Consider the following 18,087-nt stretch of genomic DNA (forward strand, 5'->3'; position numbering starts at 1 on the left):
TTGTAATCTTTACTTTATTTTCATCAACAAAAAAAGATGCTTTTACATAGGTAAAGGCATCTTTTTCATTACTTATTTTAAATTACTTTTCGTTCTCTTCTTTTTCTTTATCAAACCATAATAGTTCATCGTTATCCACTTCACCATTATAATTGATTAAGATTTCTTCTCCTGCTTTTATATCTTTATAAGCATAGAAGTTAAATGTATGATTCTCAAAGACAATATCATACGTCGCATTCGGTGTATATGAATGATTGAATAACATGCCGTATCCTAAAAGGATTGCCGTATGATTAATCCCATACTCAAATGCGTAGTCAGCAAGTAATGTTTTCTCAATGTGTTCATGCTGTTCATTCGGATAAGAGATAACTGGCGCTGCGTGTATCAACTCACCTTTTTTAATATCACGAGTTGCAAATACACCTCTATTAAATTCTCCATCACTAAGTTCAGAAGTCTTAACTTCGATCATATACGTCACCTATTTAATTCTTTCTTTGAAGTATTTTAATTCCGCTATTAGCTGAATTTCATCTTCTTAAGCTTGGCAGAAAACGAGCAGAAAAGCAATTAAAATCCGAGCAAGTCTTCGTTTAAATGAAAAAAGGGCACAAACGTTGTGCCCTTTTTAAGTGATATTACTTTTCTAAAATATCTTCTAACAATTTCACTTGCTCGCTAACAGTATGTAATGTCTTCACAGATGTATCATTTCGATGTTTTTCTTCTTCCACACTTGCTAACACTTCTTCTGTAGCCGCAGAAGTTTGCTGGATTACATTGGAAGCATGTGTAACATCCTTTACGATATTCGTCGTTTTAACTTGGAAACTTTCTTGATGACCGACGATTTCTCTCATTACATCATTAATTTCATCAATAAATTTCCCTAAATCCGTTACATTTGTTAAAACACTTACTAGCATTTCATTACATTCTTCTTGTACTCTTTCTGATTTCTCTACTTGCACTTCTACCTTACTTGCTTGATTACTAAAATCCTTCAAAATCCCTTGAATTCTTCCCGCAGAACGATTCGATTCTTCGGCAAGCTTTAATACTTCATTCGCTACAATCGCAAATCCTTTTCCATGCTCACCTGCTCTTGCAGCTTCAATATTTGCATTTAAAGCTAGCAAACTCGTCTGACTTGAAATATTCGTTATTACATCTACAATCTCATTAATTTGTTTCGATTGCATCATTAAATCTCTAAATATAATTCCTGATTGTGAAACAACATCATTTAAACTTTTCATATTTGCTTCAAAGTTTCTTAAAGTATGTACACTACCCTTTGAAATTTCTAAGCTTTCATCAATACGAATCGATGCATTTCTTACTTGAGAAATGATTTGTTCAATATTTCCCTCCATATCATTCAATACTTCTACCGAACGATGCATCATCTCTGATTGTGATTGCGTACCAACTGCTACCTCTTCAAAAGCGAAATTGATTTCACTCATTGACTCCATCGATGTATTCATATTTTGTCTTAAATAATTGAAATTACGATCTAGTTTTACAACCGTTTCCTCAATAAGTCTTTGCGTTTCTTCTAATTCCTGAGCTTTTCTCATTACTTCTTGCTTCTCATCACTTAAACGAGCTAGCAAGTTAGAACCAATTTTCGTGACGCCCCACATAGCGATTGTTACGATTGCTAACAAGCTTGCGAAATTTGCAGCTTCAGATGCAGCTGTATAAGCAAAAAATTGCTCTGGCCAATAACTACAAAGAATAAATGTGATTACAACTGCCACTCCGCCTAGAATTACAACGAGACGTTCACTTAAATAAATAAGTGAAACGGCTAGTGTAAAATAGACCATTTGAAATACAGCTGGGCTTTCATTAAAAGCTTGTACCATAATGAAAGACATCATAAGCAACATAAATGTCATGATATATTTATACGTCGTTTCCATGCTTTTTATAAAAGTAAGAAGTGTTCCAAATACAACGACAGAAATGCCACAAACCCAAAACGCGATTGCTCTCTCTGTAAAAATATATCCGTAATACCCAATTGCGATGATTCCAAGGAAGAAACTACAAATCGTAATAAACAGCAATAAATGATTTTTCTGTGATTCTTTCTCAAGGTTAGAAAAACAAGTTTTCTTTAACCATTCCATATATAGTCCCACCTTCTGCACTTAATTACTTCAGCTTAAATACCGCACTCACTGGGTTATGATCACTATTTTCAAACTTTAAATCTTTTCCTTGCACATTTACAATCTCAACATTCGGTGAAACGATAAAGCCATCAATAATCGTGACGAAGTTTTCACCTTCTACATATTTCTTCACATCGTCTCTCACTGTCATAACAGACGGGTCTACAGCCCATTTAAAGCCACCATCAGTAAAGTCCTTCGGTAACTCTACTAACCACTCAGGACGCTCCTTCACAAACTTCGGATCACTTAATTGAACATCAGAAACTAATTGATTCCAATCTCCGCCCATTATTACGTAATCACCATTTTTATAATGCTTGTTCATATATTCTTTTAAAAACTCTACTTGCTGTTTTCTAATTTTCCCGCCTTCATCGTACGCAGACAAATGTAAGTTTACGAGTCTAACATGCTTTCCATTATTAACAGGGATTGTATGTTCAACAATCGCCCGATCTAAATCAAATAAACGCTTCGGCCAAGGCTCCATTCCAGGAAGCTGGAATCTCTTCGCTTCTTGAACAGTGTATTTAGAAAATGTACTTAATCCAGCCTCCGCATATCCCATTGGATTTGTTATTGGCACTGGAACCCATTTCGTATCGTAGTTCTTGCCAAATGACGAAACATAATCAGGTAATCCTTTTTTCAAAAATTCATGTTCATTCACATCAAATGATCGAAGTGATTTTATATCAACTTCTTGTAGTAGCGCAAAATCACTATTCTCATTTTGTAAAAACGAAAGCATATTCTTTAGGTTAACTTCCGTTTGCTCTTTACTACTTGAACCAGATCCCTTTCCCCCATCCATAAAGAAATCTTGCTCCTTATCTAATCCAGCATATCCAATATTAAATGTTGTAACTTTAAATTCATTTCCTGTCGCTAATACGCGCTCTTTATTATTTTCCACCTTCAAACTTACACTATCCGCAGGCTGTTCTTTAGTAAGTGTCATATACCCTAAAAAACCACCTACAACTCCCAATCCTACTAAAATACATATAAGTACTATTTTTAACAATTTCTTCAAATAAACGCCCCTTTTCTAAAACACACAACTTAATTTTCCTTATTTTCAGTTAACTAAAACCGAATGACAGACATAACAAATATTTTATCATATCAAAAACCTTATATCACTATATTTAGTTTATAAACAATAACTCTTGCTCTTACATTATCAAAAATACAAAATCCCCTAACTCCTTCACTGGAAATCAAGCGCAATGTTTAGTACACTATATGTAATAATCATAGGCGATGGAGTTCGCCATAAACGCTGCTTAGCTAATGACTCCTACCAGTATAACTACTGGTAGGAGTCTATTTTTTTGAGCAAGCTATTTAAAGAGGTGAGAAAATTGATTTATATTATCGTCGGCATTGCCGGTATATTAGGGGCCCTTTCTCGTTATTATTTAGGTCTTACGATTCATGAATCTTGGCATTATACATTTCCACTAGCTACATTACTGATTAACTTAGTCGGCTGCTTCTTATTAGCGTGGCTGACTACGTATATCGCTAAGCTCAACATCTTATCTTCAGATGTAATCACAGGCATCGGGACAGGATTCATTGGTTCTTTTACGACGTTTTCAACATTTAGTGTAGAAACTATTCAATTGATCAATCATTCCGAGTGGAGCATAGCCTTCTTATATGTATCATGCAGCATACTTGGTGGCCTCATTATGTCTGGACTTGGCTATACACTAGGTAATTTCTTACTTAAGAAACATCTTACGGAAGGTGATCACTTATGATAGAAGCTTTATTAGTCGCAACAGGAGGATTTTTCGGTGCAATTACGCGATTTGCAATTAGCAATTGGTTTAAAAAAAGAAATAAAACTTCCTTTCCAATTGCTACATTTCTCATTAATATAACAGGAGCGTTTTTACTCGGATATATAATTGGCAACGGAGTCACTACAGGTTGGCAATTATTATTAGGTACTGGATTTATGGGTGCATTCACAACATTCTCGACGTTTAAACTAGAATCTGTTCAGTTTCTCAATCGTAAAAGCTTTAGCACATTCCTTTTATATTTAAGCGCTACTTACATAGTTGGTATCCTCTTCGCATTCCTTGGAATGCAGCTAGGCGGAATATAAAAAAGAAAGCGACTCTTATCAGTCGCTTTCTTTCATAAGAAATAAGTCCCACCATATGGAATGGAAAAGAAACTAGCTGGATACACATCATAATTCACACTTTGCATCGGAAATTGTGAGTATGGCATATACTGTCCTTGCATCATTTGTGCCAAATATGCTTGTTGCTGCATTTGAATCGCTTGATTCATAGCATGAATGGTCTCCTGCGCCCCAGCGAGCGTAATAGCTGCTCCCACTTGTCTACCACTATAAAAATAATGATTCATTATGATTCAACTCACTTATTATTTTTCTTCCATATCGTATGTTTCTATTTCATGGTGAGTGTTTTATTCCAATTAACGAGTTCCCTACTATAGCTCTTCCAAACGGTTATTTTGTGCCAAAGTATGCCTTTTGGAACATACACATTCTTATCGCATTATGATAGTTACCGTCAACGAAAAACTCGTCTAACAGTTCACCTTCTACCATAAATCCAACCTTTTTATAAACATGTACCGCTTTTTCATTTTCCTTATCCACCACTAAATAAATCTTATGCATATTTAATACAGAAAAAGCATAATCCATCGCTAAACGCGTCGCTTCCGCTGCATAACCATATCCTTGATAATTTGGATCAATAATAATTTGGAATTCTGTTCTACGGTGAATATAATCGATTTCCACTAACTCGACTAATCCAACCATTTCATTGTCTTTTTCAACGATAAATCGGCGTTCACTTTGATCATGTATATGTTTATCGTATAAGTCTTGTAGCTCCACAAATGCCTCATACGGCTCTTCAAACCAATATGACATAATATGTGCATTATTATTAAGTTCGTGTACAAACTTTAAATCTTCTCGCTCTAATGGACGCAATTTCAATTCCTGATTCATTTCTATAACCTCCAAGTAAAAGAAACCTCTTCACTTAATTTCTCAATTTTTTTCAATTTCAAACGCCCTAATTTTATTGTAAACCTTTAAGTAACTTGAAGGTCAAGATGTAAAAAAGTAGTGCAAACTTATGTCTGCACTACTACTCTTTTCTCAAATCTCTCATATTTGATATGTATAAAGCAATAACTAAAACAAGAATCGCTCCTGCGTATAATAACGTCTCCATCGGTTCCTCATGAGACACAATAATCAATCGAATTAACGCCGTGATTCCAATATAAATAAAATAACGTAACGGAAAATGGTAGTTCGACTTAAAATACTTAATAATCAATGCAATGAACTCAAAGTATAAGAAATAGACGATGATACTTTCAACTAATTTATATGACGTATACTTCTTCGCTGAAAATATGTATTGAATAAAAGTAATCGTCTCATTAATTAAAAAGATAGATAAGACAATGGATAATATAATTAGCGCTATATTTAATATCCACTGTAAAACACTCGCGATAAAATGATCAATATTGAATGATTTCATTTTCTCATTAAACTCCCCTTCGTATAAGTACTTATTCATTATAGCAAAATTATAATTGGAGGTGGGTTAAATCATAGGTTCGTCCTTTGTTGGTGCCGGTGTGTGGGATGTTCATTGTTTGGAGGAGTCTTTTAACCGCAGAACTAGATTGCATATTAAGAAAATCCCTCAACTTGCTATTAGTAGTTATCATTCCAAACAGAAGTGTGTAGTCTTGTAAAGCACGTAAATGAGCATTTTTAGACGTACTATTACAGTTTGAGCAGCGCCATCCCTGTTTTTCTTTTAACATTGCCATTGTAAAACATTCCTCACATTGCACGCCCTTTAGCAATTCCTCTTTTTTCACTTTATATTGTGCAAGAATATTTTGTCGCTGCGGAATGTGCTCATTCATAATTTGATTTATAAGTCCATCTACATTATCAATTACGTCTTCTTTATATTGACTTTCCATTTGTTTAATTCTATTAGGTAAATTTGCACCGTGGATAATTTTATTAGGAAGCATTTCATCTGAAGTTTTAATAATTGTACGAGGAGAACTAATTACAACGAGAGATTCAATCGGAATATTATATAAACCATGCAAACTCAGCCATTTTCTCAGCTGCATCTCTTGCCGTTTCACTTGTAAAAGCGGATCTGGAAAACCCTCTTCTGAAGTACCATCTGCGATTCGAATGAGTTGATTAAACTTTGCATCAAAAATTAACGTACCAATGATATTTTTTATTTCAAGAAAAAGAAGAAAACATGAGGAAACTATGAGGGCATCAATTTGAAAATAATGTTTCTGATCAAACAATCTGATGTCATGTAAAATGCTATATTTTGTTTCAGATAGAAAACTAAGCGGATATTCAATTGCCTGCTCTCCTTTATAGCCAGCCATAAATTTCGCTAGACTTTCAACCACCACATTCCTTTTTGGATGATGAGCAGGCAATCTTCTAAGTAAAGCTTCTAATTGAAGCAAATGTACGGACATTTTCCGTTCTTTCACAATCATCTTTATTCCCCCCCAAAATATATCAGCGATTTTTCAAATATATCAGCGCAACTCAAATTATATCGGCGATTTTCGAAATATATCGTCGCAACCCAATTTATATCAGCGATTTTCATAATATATCGACTTACCGACAAAAAACGACACAACATACACACATAAAATCCTATACACAGTATAGCATCACATCTAAAATCGCACTGTAAACATAATATGAATCCGCCCATTTAATTACGCCGTTTTTCAAAATGAGAGATTTACATTCACCTCATGTAAAAGACCTTTTTATAAGTATGAAAAAATTTTAGGAATTAGTTTATCTTTTTTTAATGTTTTATTTAGAGGCAGTTTATACTCGAGTATTAACATAATAAACGTAGTAACTATTACTATAATCACAAACCGTACAACTTACATTTATAAAATGAGGAGACGATAAAAATGAATAAAAAAACGAAAGCACTATCATCTATATTGCTCGGACTCACAATCGCACTAACAGGGTGCGTTGGTACGAAAGCCGAAGAAAATCATAGTAAGCCGAAACAAGAACAAGCTGCTAAAGAAACAAAAAAGGAAAACAAGTTAACGAAAGGCCAAAAAATGGCTAACATTCTTAGCGACACAAATTGGCAAGGTACACGAGTATTAGATAAAGATAAAAATGACTTAACAAAAGAAAATGCAAACTTCATTGGTCTTGCAAAATATGATGCAAAGTCTGGAAGATATGAATTTTTTGATGCTAAAACAGGTGCAAGTCGTGGCGATAAAGGAACTTTCTTTATCACAAATGATGGGAAGAAGAGAATATTAATTTCAGAATCAATGAAATATCAAGCTGTTGTTGATATGACAAAGCTAAATAAGAATATATTTACTTATAAACGAATGGGGAAAGATGCTAACGGTAAAGATGTAGAAGTTTTCGTTGAACATGTTCCATATAAAGAAAAAGAGCTTTCTTTCACTGATCCGGACAAGCAGCTGAACACGACTACAGGCGATATCGTTAAAAACGTTGATGGAGATAAGATTTTAGGTGGAACCCTTTGGCACGGAACAAAAGTATTAGATGAAACTGGTAATGACGTAACACAATTTAATTCGAATTTTATAAGTCTAGCAAAATTCGATGACAAGTCTAATAAATATGAGTTCTTCAATAGCGAAACAGGCCAAAGCCGCGGTGACTATGGCTACTTCGATGTGTTGCACGAAAATAAAATAAGAGCTCATGTTTCAATTGGAAATAATAAATATGGTGCGGCTCTTGAACTTACTGAACTAAATAATAAGAAATTTACTTATAAAAGAACTGGTAAAGACCAAGCAGGGAAAGACATCACTGTATTTGTTGAACATGAACCTTATACAGGTGATATGAAACCAAAATTTAGTTTTTAATTTGTTTGATTAAAAATCTATATTTGATATTTAGAACATGAAGAAGCATAAGCTGACCAAAACGGTCAGCTTATGCTTCTTTTTACATGTAACAACCACTACAGCTCTTCAATTACCTTCGTTAGCTTTTGAAGCGCTGATAAAAGATTTGTTAATTCTTCAGATAAAAAAACTGCTGCCTACAAAATATAGACAGCAGCTACAGTATACATTTTATAACTAATAAACAGCAATCGGCCCATAAGGACCTTTAATAATTTCTATTCTTGTTTCAAAAATATCTGTCAAAAGTGTTGAGTCCATAACTTCTTCTACTGTTCCAAAAGCAGCAATTTGTCCATCTTTCATCGCACAAATTTTGTCAGAGTATTTAGCTGCAAAATTTATGTCATGCATAACAGTCAAAATTGTTCTTCCAAATTCATTAGCCGCACGTCTCAAATGCTCCATCATTTGAACAGAACGAGCAACATCAAGGTTATTTAGCGGCTCGTCCAAAAGTACATATTCAGTCTCTTGGCACAATACCATCGCTACATATGCCCTTTGTCTTTGACCACCAGAAAGCTCATCTAAATATCTATTCTCTAAATTCGTTAAATCTAGGAAGTCGATATATTTAGAAATAATAACTTCATCCTCTTTCGTTAATCTTCCCTTTGAATAAGGAAAGCGCCCAAATCCAACTAATTGTCTAACAGTAAGCCTCGTTACAAAATGATTTTCTTGTCGCAATATAGTCAAAACTTTTGCTAAGTCTTTTGATTTGGATTCAGAAACATCCATATTTGCTACTTGGATTTGACCTTCATCCATATCTAAAAGTCTTCCTATCATCAAAAGTGTCGTTGACTTTCCAGCGCCATTTGGTCCGATTAAAGAAGTAAAGCCTGCTTTTGGTATTTCAATATCCAAAGGTCCTATTTTTACCTTATCCGTATAGAACTTTTTAACATTATCAATTTTTATCATAAAGCCCTCTTCCTTAAAACTATAGTTAAGAATATAATTCCACCAAATAATTCAATAATAACTGAAACTACACCTTGAGCATGGAATACATGATACATTAAAAAGTATGCGCTCGTCATTATTAAAAATCCGATTGCAAAAGCCATTGGGAAAATATATCTGTGATCATACGTCGATGCCGCCTGATAACTCAAAGTTGCTACTAAAAATCCATAGAAAGTAAGTGGCCCAATTAGAGCTGTTGAAATAGACATTAAAATAGCTACTAATACAAGCGTATAAATTACACTAGGTTGATATTTAACTCCAAAAGAAGTAGCAACATCCTTTCCTAGCGACAAAACATTCAAATTCTTAGAATGAGCAAAAATTAATACTGCTACAATTATGATCATCGGAATTACAATAGGAAAATAGGCAGGATCTGCATGATTAACAGAGCCAAATAATTTCGCTTGCAAAATATCAAACTCTGAAGGCGCAAGTAGTTTTCTCATGAAAGTTGACATAGAATTTAGTCCAGTGCCAATGATAATCCCGACTAAAAGCATAAGTTGTAAATTCCCGTATTTACCGGAAAGTAGCCATCCATAAAGTATCAAACTCATGAGGACCATAACAACGACTTGAAATAAAAATGATCCAATTCCATTAAAATTGATCAATGCACTAGCACCAAAGAAGAATATTGTGCTCGTGTGAATTGCTGAATAAAGTGATTCGAAACCTAAAAGCGAAGGAGTAATAATCTTATTATTCGTAATGGATTGGAAAGCAACTGTCGACAAGCTATGGCAAACAGCTGCAATAATCATTGCAACAATAGCTACAATCCTTCTCTTAACAACTGGGATAAAAGAAGGTGAATCTATCGGAACTGGATTGTTATACACTAAAAGTCCATATGAAGAAAGGAGGCCTAAAGCAATCAATGTTATCAGTACAATCCAATAACGTCTTGCTTCCTTCTTAGAACGAAAAGCGCTAGCTGATCTACTTTCATTATGAAGGCTAGAATCGACTTCGACATTTTCTTTATTTCTATAATCTAATGTGATCATCGTAGCCTCCTTGGTTTTCTTTTTCTCAATAAAATAGTAATAAACACGACTGCTCCTACTGATGCAAGTATTAAAGAAACAGGTAATTCAAAAGGTTTTATAATTGTTCGAGAAATGATATCACAGGCAGTTATTGTCCCCATTCCGATCAGACACACCCAAGGTAAATTACTTCTAAGATCATCACCTCTAAACATGGAAACAATATTTGGAACAATTAACCCTAAGAAAGGTAAATTTCCAATAACAGCTGCAACAATTCCAACGGCAAAAGAAATAAGGGCCGTTCCAAAAAGAACAATTCGGTTGTAATTAACTCCAAGGCTTGTTGCAACATCTTCTCCTAGTCCAGCTAAAGTCAATCTATTCGCATACATAAAAATAAGCAAAGTAACGATAACAATCAGCCATAAATATTCGTATCTTCCCACCTGAATGTTAGCAAATGAACCTACAAACCAAGTTTCAATACTTTGCGTCATTTGAAAAAGGAGTCCCAAAAAAGTAGACACTGCAGAAATAACTGCTCCAAGCATCAATCCAATAATCGGGACAATTAAAGACGAACGGAGCTTAACTCTTCTTAAAAATAGAAAGAAAATCATAGTTCCTATAAAAGAAAAAATGATTGCACCAGTCATTCTTTGAACTAAAGTTGGGGCAGGAAATAGTAAATACACAAAAAGCAGGCCTAAGCCTGACCATTCAATAGTCCCCGTTGTAGTAGGTTCAACAAATCGATTTTGTGTAATAAGTTGCATGACGAGCCCTGCCATCGCCATTGCAGCTCCAGTAAGCATTAATGCAACTGTTCTCGGAACACGAGTGATGAAAAACATCTCCATTCCGTCCTCTTGTCCACGTATATCATAAACGCCAGTAAACAGTGATATAATCCCTAAAATTATAACAACTATAATCGCTATTATAAAAGATTTTGTCCATAATTTATTGTGATTATAAAACTGGGGTTGAGAAATATTCTCAACCCTAGAAATTATATTTTTTGACACTGCTTCGTACTCCTTTACACTACTTAGCTAAAGTTTTTGCAAGATTTCCAAATAACTCTATATAAGTTTGAATTGATTCATTTGTGTAAGTATCTGCTGGTGCATAAATAACTTGTTTTTTAGAAACAGCAGTTGTGTTTTGAAGAGCTGGTGATTTAGAAATAACATCCTGAGCAGGAGCTGACTTAGCTGCATCAGATGTTGCAGCATCACGATCTAATACGAACAGCCAATCAGGATTTGTTTGTGCAATAGCTTCAACAGAAACGTCGTCACCTTTATGACCTGCAGTAGAATTAGAAACTTCTAATGCTGGAGTCCAACCGAAAATTTCATACATTGGTCCCCAAACACGGCCAGAGTGCGGCGCAGCAAAACCGATATTACCACCAGTAACGATAACACTCATAACTTTATCTTTTCCGTTATAAGCAGATTTTGCATTTTCAATAGATTTATCAAAATCAGCTACTAATTTTTTAGCTTCTTTCTCTTTATCAAAGATTTTTCCTAAAGTAACAGTAGAATCTTTAAGTCCTTTTACTAAGTTTTCTCCAGGCTTAGTAGCCTTCTCAGAAACATCAACATTAAGATCAATAACTGCTGCATTTGGTACTAATTTTTTGATTTCTTCGTAATGGCTAGCAAATCTTTGACCAACAATTACAAGGTCAGGGTTTGCAGCGGCAATAATTTCAAGATTTGGCTCACGGTGATTCCCAATATTTTGAATTTTTTCATCCTTTTTATATGCTGAATCAGCAGGCATGATATCCTTTGGAGCAGCCGCTAATTTAATTCCCCAATCAGCTAAAGTTTCAAACGTTCTATTATCTAAAGCAACTACATTCTTTGGATTTACAGGAACAGTAACTTTTCCATGCGCATCAGTGATTTCAACCGTTTTTGGCTTATCACTACCATTATCTTTAGTAGCCTTCGAAGTTTCTTTACTTGAATCTGAGCAAGCTACTAACATTAAAGTGAAAATTGCTAGAATACTTACTAATTTTAAAAGCATAGTTTTTTTCATACGTATACTCCTTATTATGTAATTTATTTCGAAAATGATGACTTCCAAAGATTGAATTAGATAATAACTGCTATTCACCTAAATCAATATTGATAATCATTTTCATTTGAATATCCTGTAAATAAGTATAGTCATTAATTATGTGAAAATCTTGTGAATGGTGTGAGTTAATAAAATTAAAAATAAATTTGATACGGTCTCAACTAATGCGCAGCAGATCCATCCCCCACACCTTATAAAACATGGTTTTTACTGCAAAAAAATGACTATTTCCTGATAGCAATCTTCTTTTTATAGTTTCTGTCTTTTCATATTTCACAGAAACTACTTTATGATCTTATTTTTATCATTCAACCATTGAATAGCCTCTGCCATGTATTGTTTGAATATATCTATTTTTCTTCTCACACTTTAACTTTTTTCTTACATACCCAATATATAAGTCTACTACATTTGGATTTACGACTACGTTATGTCCCCAAACTTGGTTCAAAAGCATTTCACGGCTCAATATTGTATTTTTATTCTTGATTAAAAATACAAGTAAATCGTACTCACGCTTCGTAAGCGAGAGATTTTTACCACCTTTTTTCACAATATTGCTAGATGCATCAACAAAGAGATCTTTAAACTGATAAAAGGTTATCTCATTTTGCTGGTTACAGTTACTTCTCCTTAAAATAGCTTGCACCCTTGCTACTAATTCTTCTTTCGCAAATGGTTTTCTTATATAATCATCAGCTCCTGCTTGTAACCCTGCTACGCAATCCTCGCTAGAAATATTGTCGGTCACAATAATGATGGGTGTCATTTTAACAAGTCGTATTTTCCTGCAAATTTCTGGTCCAGATATGCTTAATGAATCCCAATCTAATATAATAATATCCCAATCTTGTTCATATGCTATATTTAAACCTTCGTTTTCATTGTGAAGTTTTAAAATGAAATGGCCTTCTTCCGTTAAACCGCTTACGATTTTCTTTGCTAAAGACCGTTCATTTTTAATTACTAACACCTGCCTCACCGATGGTTCACCTCTACTTCAATATAACTTAGTCACATAAAAAATTATTTAAGATTTATAAATATTAAACCCCTAAAAAATCCATTAAAACAGTTTATTAGGAGAACTCTATATAATCTTACAATAGGTATAGATAGAAACACAAAACATATTAAGATTTGAATAAAATGAATTTTCAATTTAGCTCAATCGGACTTTTACAGACATCTCGGCAGATAATAGGATAAAAGAAAATATAACAAAAGCACTTATCCATAGAATAAGTGCTTTTGTTATATTTTCGCGATTGTATGATATTGATTTCCTTTAGGGAAATGTATAGTCACTTTTGTATATTCATTCTCTTTCGATTCGATAGAAATATCATGCCCTAATTTATGAGATAAACGTTTCGCTAAATATAACCCTAATCCCGTTGACTTCGTATGGACTCTCCCGTTCGCTCCTGTAAAACCACGCTCAAATACACGCCCAATATCTTCAAGCTTAATACCAATTCCATTATCTTGAATAATGAGTCGCTTTTCTGCTTTGTCTTCTTCCCCAATAAACTTAATTTCTCCATGCGAATCAGTATACTTCAATGCATTTGCCACAATCTGATCGACAATAAAAGATAACCATTTTGTATCACTCTCTACTAAAAGTTGCAAGTTTGTGCGTTCAAATTGAATGCGTTTTGAAATAAATGTCTTAGCATATTTCTTCATACTAGCACCCGTAATCGCCTCTAGAGAAACTTCTTGAATGAAATAATCTTTTGAGAAGGAGTCAAGCCGTGAATAATACAAAGCTTGTTCAACAAAGTGATCTATTTTTCCTAACTCATCTTCTAATTTATCAATTAAAATATCCGCTGGTTTGTTGCTACGCATCAATAGTTGACTAGCAGCAATCGGTATCTTAACTTCATGAATCCAAGACATAATAAAATCATGATATTCTTTCTTTTCCTCATGCAATACGTACATTTTCTCTTGTTGCTCTAAATACAGTTTTTTTAATATATCCGTATACATTTCCTGTTCATATGTGTGTGGATTTGGAATTGCAATAACTGTATCCTGCTCTAAATGAAGAGCAATATGAAGTTCTTTATAAAATCTTTTATGATAAAAATACCCGATTATAAGATAGATAAGAATAAAAATTGCACTTACAACATTGATATATATAAGATTTGCTTTTGTATTACTTAATCCCTCACTTAAATAAATCATGGTAGAAATAAATAACATAATCAAAAAGTAAAGAAGCATAAAATACCGGCGTTCTTTTATGTAACGAAAAATACTCATGTAATAATGTAACCTTGCCCTTTCTTCGTATGGATAAATTCCTCTTTTCCAAGTTCAGCAAGCTTCTTCCTTACACGAGCGACGTTTACTGTTAATGTATTATCATCAACAAAACTTTCATTTTCCCAAAGTTTACGCATAATATTATCTCGACTTACAATCGATCCTATATTCTGCATTAATATCTGTAAAATTTTAAACTCATTTTTTGTTAATTCCAATATTTGATTATGATAGGTTACTTCCCCGCTCTGTAAATTTAATACGACACCTTCATATTCAACAACATTTGTTTCCGTTTGTGTATAAGAATATGTACGTCTCATAAGAGCCTGAATTTTAGCAACTAAAACATCTGTATAAAATGGTTTCTGCATAAAATCATCTCCCCCCATATTCATAGCCATTACCATATCCATAGGATTATCACGAGATGACAAGAAAATAATTGGTACTTTCGATACTTCACGAATTTTTCTACACCAATAAAATCCATCAAAATAAGGAAGATTAATATCAAGTAAAACAAGTTGCGGAGATTGCGCCAAAAAATCGTTTAAAATATGTTCAAAGTTTGTACTCATCCATACTTTAAATCCCCATTTCTCTAACTCATCGGCAACCGTTTCACGAATGGTTGGTTCATCTTCAACTAATAAAACTTTCATAAAAAGTTTGCCTCCTAGCACTATTTTAACCTTACAAGTTTGTAAGGTTTGAATTATAATTTGTAAGGTTGTCCTATGGTTTAGGGTATAAAATTACCATACAATAAGCTTATCATACAATAGAGGAGGATCCATATTGAACCCCGTATTACAGGCAAAACACGTAAGGAAGGTCTTTAGTAATAGAGGTAACATATTTACTGCCCTCCATGATATTGATCTAACAATTTTTGAAGGTGAATTCGTTGGCATAATGGGTCCATCTGGATCTGGAAAATCTACTTTATTAAATATATTATCAACAATTGATATACCAACCACTGGAGAAATTATTGTTGATGGAAAAGATGTTATAAAAATGAAAGATGAACAACTTACTGCATTCCGTATTGACACATTAGGCTTTATTTTTCAGGACTACAATTTACTTGATACATTAACGATAAAGGATAATATACTTTTACCACTTGCTTTAAGAAATATAAATGCACAAGAAATTGATGCACGCGTAGATGAAGTTGCAACAATGTTTGGCATTCAAGAACTGCTAAATAAATATCCGTATCAAATTTCTGGTGGACAACAACAGCGTACTGCGGCAGCGAGAGCTATTATAGGAAAACCGAAATTAATTTTAGCTGATGAACCTACAGGCGCACTAGACTCTAAATCAGCAGCTGATTTACTACACAGCCTACAAGCGTTAAATAAAAAACAACTTGCCACCATTTTGATGGTTACGCATGATCCCTTTGTAGCAAGTTATTGCAAACGCATCCTCTTTATTAAAGATGGAAAACTCTTCACAGAACTTGTAAAGGGCGAGATGCCACAAGAAGAATTCTCCCAAAAACTATTACGTATTCTTTCTGCTCTTGGAGGTAGCGGGCATGACACCATTTAGTATCATCAAAAAAAACTTACAAAGAAATCTTAAAAATTATGTACTATACTTTGCATCTATGATACTTAGTATTGTCATTTATTTCATTTTTGTATCCTTACAATATAACGATTATATCGTAGAACAAACAAATACAGCCAAAGGAATTGCAGATGTTTTTCAAGCTTCTTCTGTTATTCTAATCATTTTTGTAGCAATATTCATCTGGTATTCAAACTCATTTTTCACAAAGAAAAGAAAAAAGGAAATTGCACTATATTCCTTACTAGGTGTTCCAAAACGGCAAATTGGTACCATGTTATTTTATGAAAATCTCATCATAGGAATTATTGCACTCATTATAGGAATGAGCATCGGGGCTTTACTCTCAAAGGTATTTTCCATGTTACTTTTAAAAGTAATGCAATTATCAACCACTATTTCATTTTCTTTTTCTTTAGAAGCAATAATACATACCACGCTTGTATTTACCATTATTATTTTAATAACATCTTTTCACGGTTATAGCATCATTTACAAGTTCAAATTGATTGAATTACTTCAGGCTGAAAGACAAGGTGAGCTCATTCCAAAAGGATCCATATGGACCGCTTTATTAGGAATTATTTTAGTTATCTCTTCTTACTGGTTCGTACTTCAACCTATTTTCTCTTCTACATGGCTGGATCATAAGACACGGAATATGTGTATTATTTTAGGTGGTTCTATAATCGGTACATATTTCATATTTCGTTCTTTTACTGTTTTTTTATTACTTGGCTTACAGAAGAATAAAACACGCTATTACCGCGGGATTAATGTGGTTAGTGTATCTCAACTATTAGCACGCATTCAAGCAAACGCAAAAACACTAACTGCCATTGCACTATTAAGCGCAGTCACACTATGCGGAATCGGTGCTTCTTATAGTATGTATTATAAAAATAAAGTAATGATTGATAAAACAGAACCGTTTAGTTTTATGTATGTAAAAACAGATTCACAAGTAGATCAACAAATTGAAAATACAATAAAAAATTCTAATCATACAATAAAAGAGAAGATTACTATTCCTTTAATAAAAGTAAAAGCGGATTTACAGGTGAATGGTCTCATGCCAATTAATTTTGAAAAAAATCCTAATGAGTTAAATTTATTATCTGAGAGTACATTCAATATGCTAGCCGATAAGACTAATAAGGATATAAAAGTATCCCTTCAAAATACAGAAGTGGTTGCTCTCGATGCAAATAAAAGTCATACGTTTCAAACTGAATATAAAAACGGCAAAGTAGACCTGCATCTTTCAAATAATGATTATTCATTGCAATTTGTAGGAAAAATTCAAGACAACATCCTAAATGATTCATTACACGAATTCACTATCGTCGTGCCCGACCAAATTTTTTATGATATGAGCAAACAACAAAAACCTTATATGCTACAAGCATATAAAGTATCCGATGACAAAAATACAGAAAAGTTAACGAAAGCAATTCAAATACTCCTTAAAGATATCAATTTAATATCCAAATACGGTGCTTATAAAAGTGCTGTGGAAGCCACAGGATTAGTCATCTTCGCTGGTGTATTTTTAGGACTCGTCTTTTTAGCTGCAACTGGAAGCATTATTTACTTTAAACAATTAACAGAAGCAACTATAGATCAAGACAAATATATCATTTTACGTAAATTAGGTGTAAGTAAGCAAACCATTTTTAAATCGATTGCAAAACAAATTGCCTTTATATTCATTTTGCCACTTACTGTCGGTAGCTTGCATAGTATTGTCGTTTTAAAGGCACTTTCTAATACACTTGGCATAGATATTTTCATTCCAGTTTTAACTACCATTGTCGCATATACATTGATTTATTTTGCTTACTATATACTGACAGTAAAATCCTACAATAACATTGTGAATAAATAAAAAAAGCATCTCAACAGATGCTTTTTAT

19 protein-coding genes and 1 riboswitch are annotated in these 18,087 nt (G+C 33.5%); of the genes, 5 read left to right on the forward strand and 14 right to left on the reverse strand.

What is annotated here, in order from left to right:
- Positions 1 to 82 precede the first annotated feature (82 nt).
- The 3 genes from PSR14_RS27450 to PSR14_RS27460 form a co-directional block, all read right to left on the reverse strand.
- Positions 83 to 478: an SET domain-containing protein gene (locus PSR14_RS27450; RefSeq protein WP_000573649.1), complete on the reverse strand. Its 396-nt coding sequence runs from the start codon at positions 476 to 478 to the stop codon at positions 83 to 85.
- A gap of 166 nt (positions 479 to 644) precedes the next feature.
- Positions 645 to 2,147 (reverse strand): DUF4077 domain-containing protein, encoded by a 1,503-nt coding sequence (locus PSR14_RS27455; RefSeq protein WP_000455054.1) that lies wholly within the window; start codon positions 2,145 to 2,147, stop codon positions 645 to 647.
- Between the two features lie 25 nt (positions 2,148 to 2,172).
- Positions 2,173 to 3,231, reverse strand: a complete 1,059-nt coding sequence (locus PSR14_RS27460; protein ID WP_000734841.1) for an endonuclease/exonuclease/phosphatase family protein — start codon at positions 3,229 to 3,231, stop codon at positions 2,173 to 2,175.
- A 217-nt stretch (positions 3,232 to 3,448) separates the two neighbouring features.
- Positions 3,449 to 3,508, forward strand: a riboswitch (Fluoride riboswitch).
- Positions 3,509 to 3,562: 54 nt separating this feature from the next.
- On the opposite strand from PSR14_RS27460, the gene crcB (PSR14_RS27465) reads away from it, so the two are divergent.
- Together crcB (PSR14_RS27465) and crcB (PSR14_RS27470) are read left to right on the forward strand one after the other, a co-directional pair.
- Positions 3,563 to 3,967 (forward strand): fluoride efflux transporter CrcB, encoded by a 405-nt coding sequence (gene crcB / locus PSR14_RS27465; RefSeq protein WP_000639336.1) that lies wholly within the window; start codon positions 3,563 to 3,565, stop codon positions 3,965 to 3,967.
- Complete coding sequence (gene crcB, locus PSR14_RS27470) at positions 3,964 to 4,320, forward strand: fluoride efflux transporter CrcB (RefSeq protein WP_098487426.1); 357 nt, start codon at positions 3,964 to 3,966, stop codon at positions 4,318 to 4,320. The genes crcB (PSR14_RS27465) and crcB (PSR14_RS27470) overlap by 4 nt, the downstream gene beginning before the upstream one ends.
- A 32-nt stretch (positions 4,321 to 4,352) precedes the next feature.
- Here crcB (PSR14_RS27470) and PSR14_RS27475 read toward each other — a convergent pair whose 3' ends face one another.
- From PSR14_RS27475 to PSR14_RS27490, 4 genes are all read right to left on the reverse strand, one after another.
- Positions 4,353 to 4,592, reverse strand: coding sequence for a DUF3947 family protein (locus PSR14_RS27475; protein ID WP_033671843.1), 240 nt, complete (start codon positions 4,590 to 4,592; stop codon positions 4,353 to 4,355).
- A 103-nt stretch (positions 4,593 to 4,695) separates the two neighbouring features.
- Positions 4,696 to 5,211, reverse strand: a complete 516-nt coding sequence (gene speG, locus PSR14_RS27480; protein WP_001071086.1) for a spermidine N1-acetyltransferase — start codon at positions 5,209 to 5,211, stop codon at positions 4,696 to 4,698.
- 142 nt (positions 5,212 to 5,353) lie between these two features.
- Entirely contained in the window at positions 5,354 to 5,758 is a 405-nt protein-coding gene (psiE, locus tag PSR14_RS27485) for a phosphate-starvation-inducible protein PsiE (protein ID WP_000834704.1), read from the reverse strand.
- A gap of 49 nt (positions 5,759 to 5,807) precedes the next feature.
- Positions 5,808 to 6,770, reverse strand: a complete 963-nt coding sequence (locus tag PSR14_RS27490; protein WP_046198744.1) for a nuclease-related domain-containing protein — start codon at positions 6,768 to 6,770, stop codon at positions 5,808 to 5,810.
- Positions 6,771 to 7,211: 441 nt separating this feature from the next.
- Between PSR14_RS27490 and PSR14_RS27495 the strand changes: the two genes are divergently transcribed.
- Positions 7,212 to 8,177, forward strand: a complete 966-nt coding sequence (locus PSR14_RS27495) for a DUF4822 domain-containing protein (RefSeq protein ID WP_001036619.1) — start codon at positions 7,212 to 7,214, stop codon at positions 8,175 to 8,177.
- Between the two features lie 219 nt (positions 8,178 to 8,396).
- Here PSR14_RS27495 and PSR14_RS27500 read toward each other — a convergent pair whose 3' ends face one another.
- The 7 genes from PSR14_RS27500 to PSR14_RS27530 form a co-directional block, all read right to left on the reverse strand.
- Positions 8,397 to 9,149, reverse strand: coding sequence for a siderophore ABC transporter ATP-binding protein (locus tag PSR14_RS27500; RefSeq protein WP_000590068.1), 753 nt, complete (start codon positions 9,147 to 9,149; stop codon positions 8,397 to 8,399).
- Positions 9,146 to 10,210: an iron chelate uptake ABC transporter family permease subunit gene (locus tag PSR14_RS27505; protein WP_000631129.1), complete on the reverse strand. Its 1,065-nt coding sequence runs from the start codon at positions 10,208 to 10,210 to the stop codon at positions 9,146 to 9,148. Before PSR14_RS27505 ends, PSR14_RS27500 begins: the two co-directional genes overlap by 4 nt.
- Positions 10,207 to 11,223: an ABC transporter permease gene (locus tag PSR14_RS27510; RefSeq protein WP_000041830.1), complete on the reverse strand. Its 1,017-nt coding sequence runs from the start codon at positions 11,221 to 11,223 to the stop codon at positions 10,207 to 10,209. Before PSR14_RS27510 ends, PSR14_RS27505 begins: the two co-directional genes overlap by 4 nt.
- 19 nt (positions 11,224 to 11,242) lie before the next feature.
- Entirely contained in the window at positions 11,243 to 12,256 is a 1,014-nt protein-coding gene (locus PSR14_RS27515; protein WP_073541912.1) for a siderophore ABC transporter substrate-binding protein, read from the reverse strand.
- A gap of 346 nt (positions 12,257 to 12,602) precedes the next feature.
- The gene (locus PSR14_RS27520; RefSeq protein ID WP_001250241.1) at positions 12,603 to 13,280 is read right to left on the reverse strand and encodes a response regulator transcription factor; all 678 of its coding nucleotides are present in this window, start codon (positions 13,278 to 13,280) and stop codon (positions 12,603 to 12,605) included.
- A 272-nt stretch (positions 13,281 to 13,552) separates the two neighbouring features.
- Positions 13,553 to 14,578: a sensor histidine kinase gene (locus tag PSR14_RS27525; RefSeq protein ID WP_074541098.1), complete on the reverse strand. Its 1,026-nt coding sequence runs from the start codon at positions 14,576 to 14,578 to the stop codon at positions 13,553 to 13,555.
- Positions 14,575 to 15,246, reverse strand: coding sequence for a response regulator transcription factor (locus tag PSR14_RS27530; protein ID WP_098487425.1), 672 nt, complete (start codon positions 15,244 to 15,246; stop codon positions 14,575 to 14,577). Before PSR14_RS27530 ends, PSR14_RS27525 begins: the two co-directional genes overlap by 4 nt.
- Positions 15,247 to 15,382: 136 nt before the next feature.
- Here PSR14_RS27530 and PSR14_RS27535 point away from each other — a divergent pair, with 136 nt between their 5' ends.
- Together PSR14_RS27535 and PSR14_RS27540 are read left to right on the forward strand one after the other, a co-directional pair.
- Positions 15,383 to 16,150 (forward strand): ABC transporter ATP-binding protein, encoded by a 768-nt coding sequence (locus tag PSR14_RS27535; RefSeq protein WP_001070313.1) that lies wholly within the window; start codon positions 15,383 to 15,385, stop codon positions 16,148 to 16,150.
- Complete coding sequence (locus tag PSR14_RS27540; protein WP_000187481.1) at positions 16,137 to 18,059, forward strand: ABC transporter permease; 1,923 nt, start codon at positions 16,137 to 16,139, stop codon at positions 18,057 to 18,059. Before PSR14_RS27535 ends, PSR14_RS27540 begins: the two co-directional genes overlap by 14 nt.
- Positions 18,060 to 18,087: the final 28 nt, after the last annotated feature.

This window comes from Bacillus sp. A01H (assembly GCF_045277205.1).
GTDB classification, from domain to species: Bacteria; Bacillota; Bacilli; order Bacillales; family Bacillaceae_G; genus Bacillus_A; species Bacillus_A paranthracis.

Bases quoted from the DNA above. Each gene is read 5' to 3' on its own strand.
- PSR14_RS27455 (WP_000455054.1), bottom strand. From the start codon at position 2,147: ATGGAATGGTTAAAGAAAACTTGTTTTTCTAACCTTGAGAAAGAATCA.
- speG (WP_001071086.1), bottom strand. From the start codon at position 5,211: ATGAATCAGGAATTGAAATTGCGTCCATTAGAGCGAGAAGATTTAAAG.
- PSR14_RS27490 (WP_046198744.1), bottom strand. From the start codon at position 6,770: ATGATTGTGAAAGAACGGAAAATGTCCGTACATTTGCTTCAATTAGAA.
- psiE (WP_000834704.1), bottom strand. From the start codon at position 5,758: ATGAAATCATTCAATATTGATCATTTTATCGCGAGTGTTTTACAGTGG.
- PSR14_RS27530 (WP_098487425.1), bottom strand. From the start codon at position 15,246: ATGAAAGTTTTATTAGTTGAAGATGAACCAACCATTCGTGAAACGGTT.
- PSR14_RS27450 (WP_000573649.1), bottom strand. From the start codon at position 478: ATGATCGAAGTTAAGACTTCTGAACTTAGTGATGGAGAATTTAATAGA.
- PSR14_RS27525 (WP_074541098.1), bottom strand. From the start codon at position 14,578: ATGAGTATTTTTCGTTACATAAAAGAACGCCGGTATTTTATGCTTCTT.
- PSR14_RS27540 (WP_000187481.1), top strand. From the start codon at position 16,137: ATGACACCATTTAGTATCATCAAAAAAAACTTACAAAGAAATCTTAAA.
- PSR14_RS27505 (WP_000631129.1), bottom strand. From the start codon at position 10,210: ATGATCACATTAGATTATAGAAATAAAGAAAATGTCGAAGTCGATTCT.
- PSR14_RS27495 (WP_001036619.1), top strand. From the start codon at position 7,212: ATGAATAAAAAAACGAAAGCACTATCATCTATATTGCTCGGACTCACA.
- PSR14_RS27500 (WP_000590068.1), bottom strand. From the start codon at position 9,149: ATGATAAAAATTGATAATGTTAAAAAGTTCTATACGGATAAGGTAAAA.
- crcB (WP_098487426.1), top strand. From the start codon at position 3,964: ATGATAGAAGCTTTATTAGTCGCAACAGGAGGATTTTTCGGTGCAATT.
- PSR14_RS27515 (WP_073541912.1), bottom strand. From the start codon at position 12,256: ATGAAAAAAACTATGCTTTTAAAATTAGTAAGTATTCTAGCAATTTTC.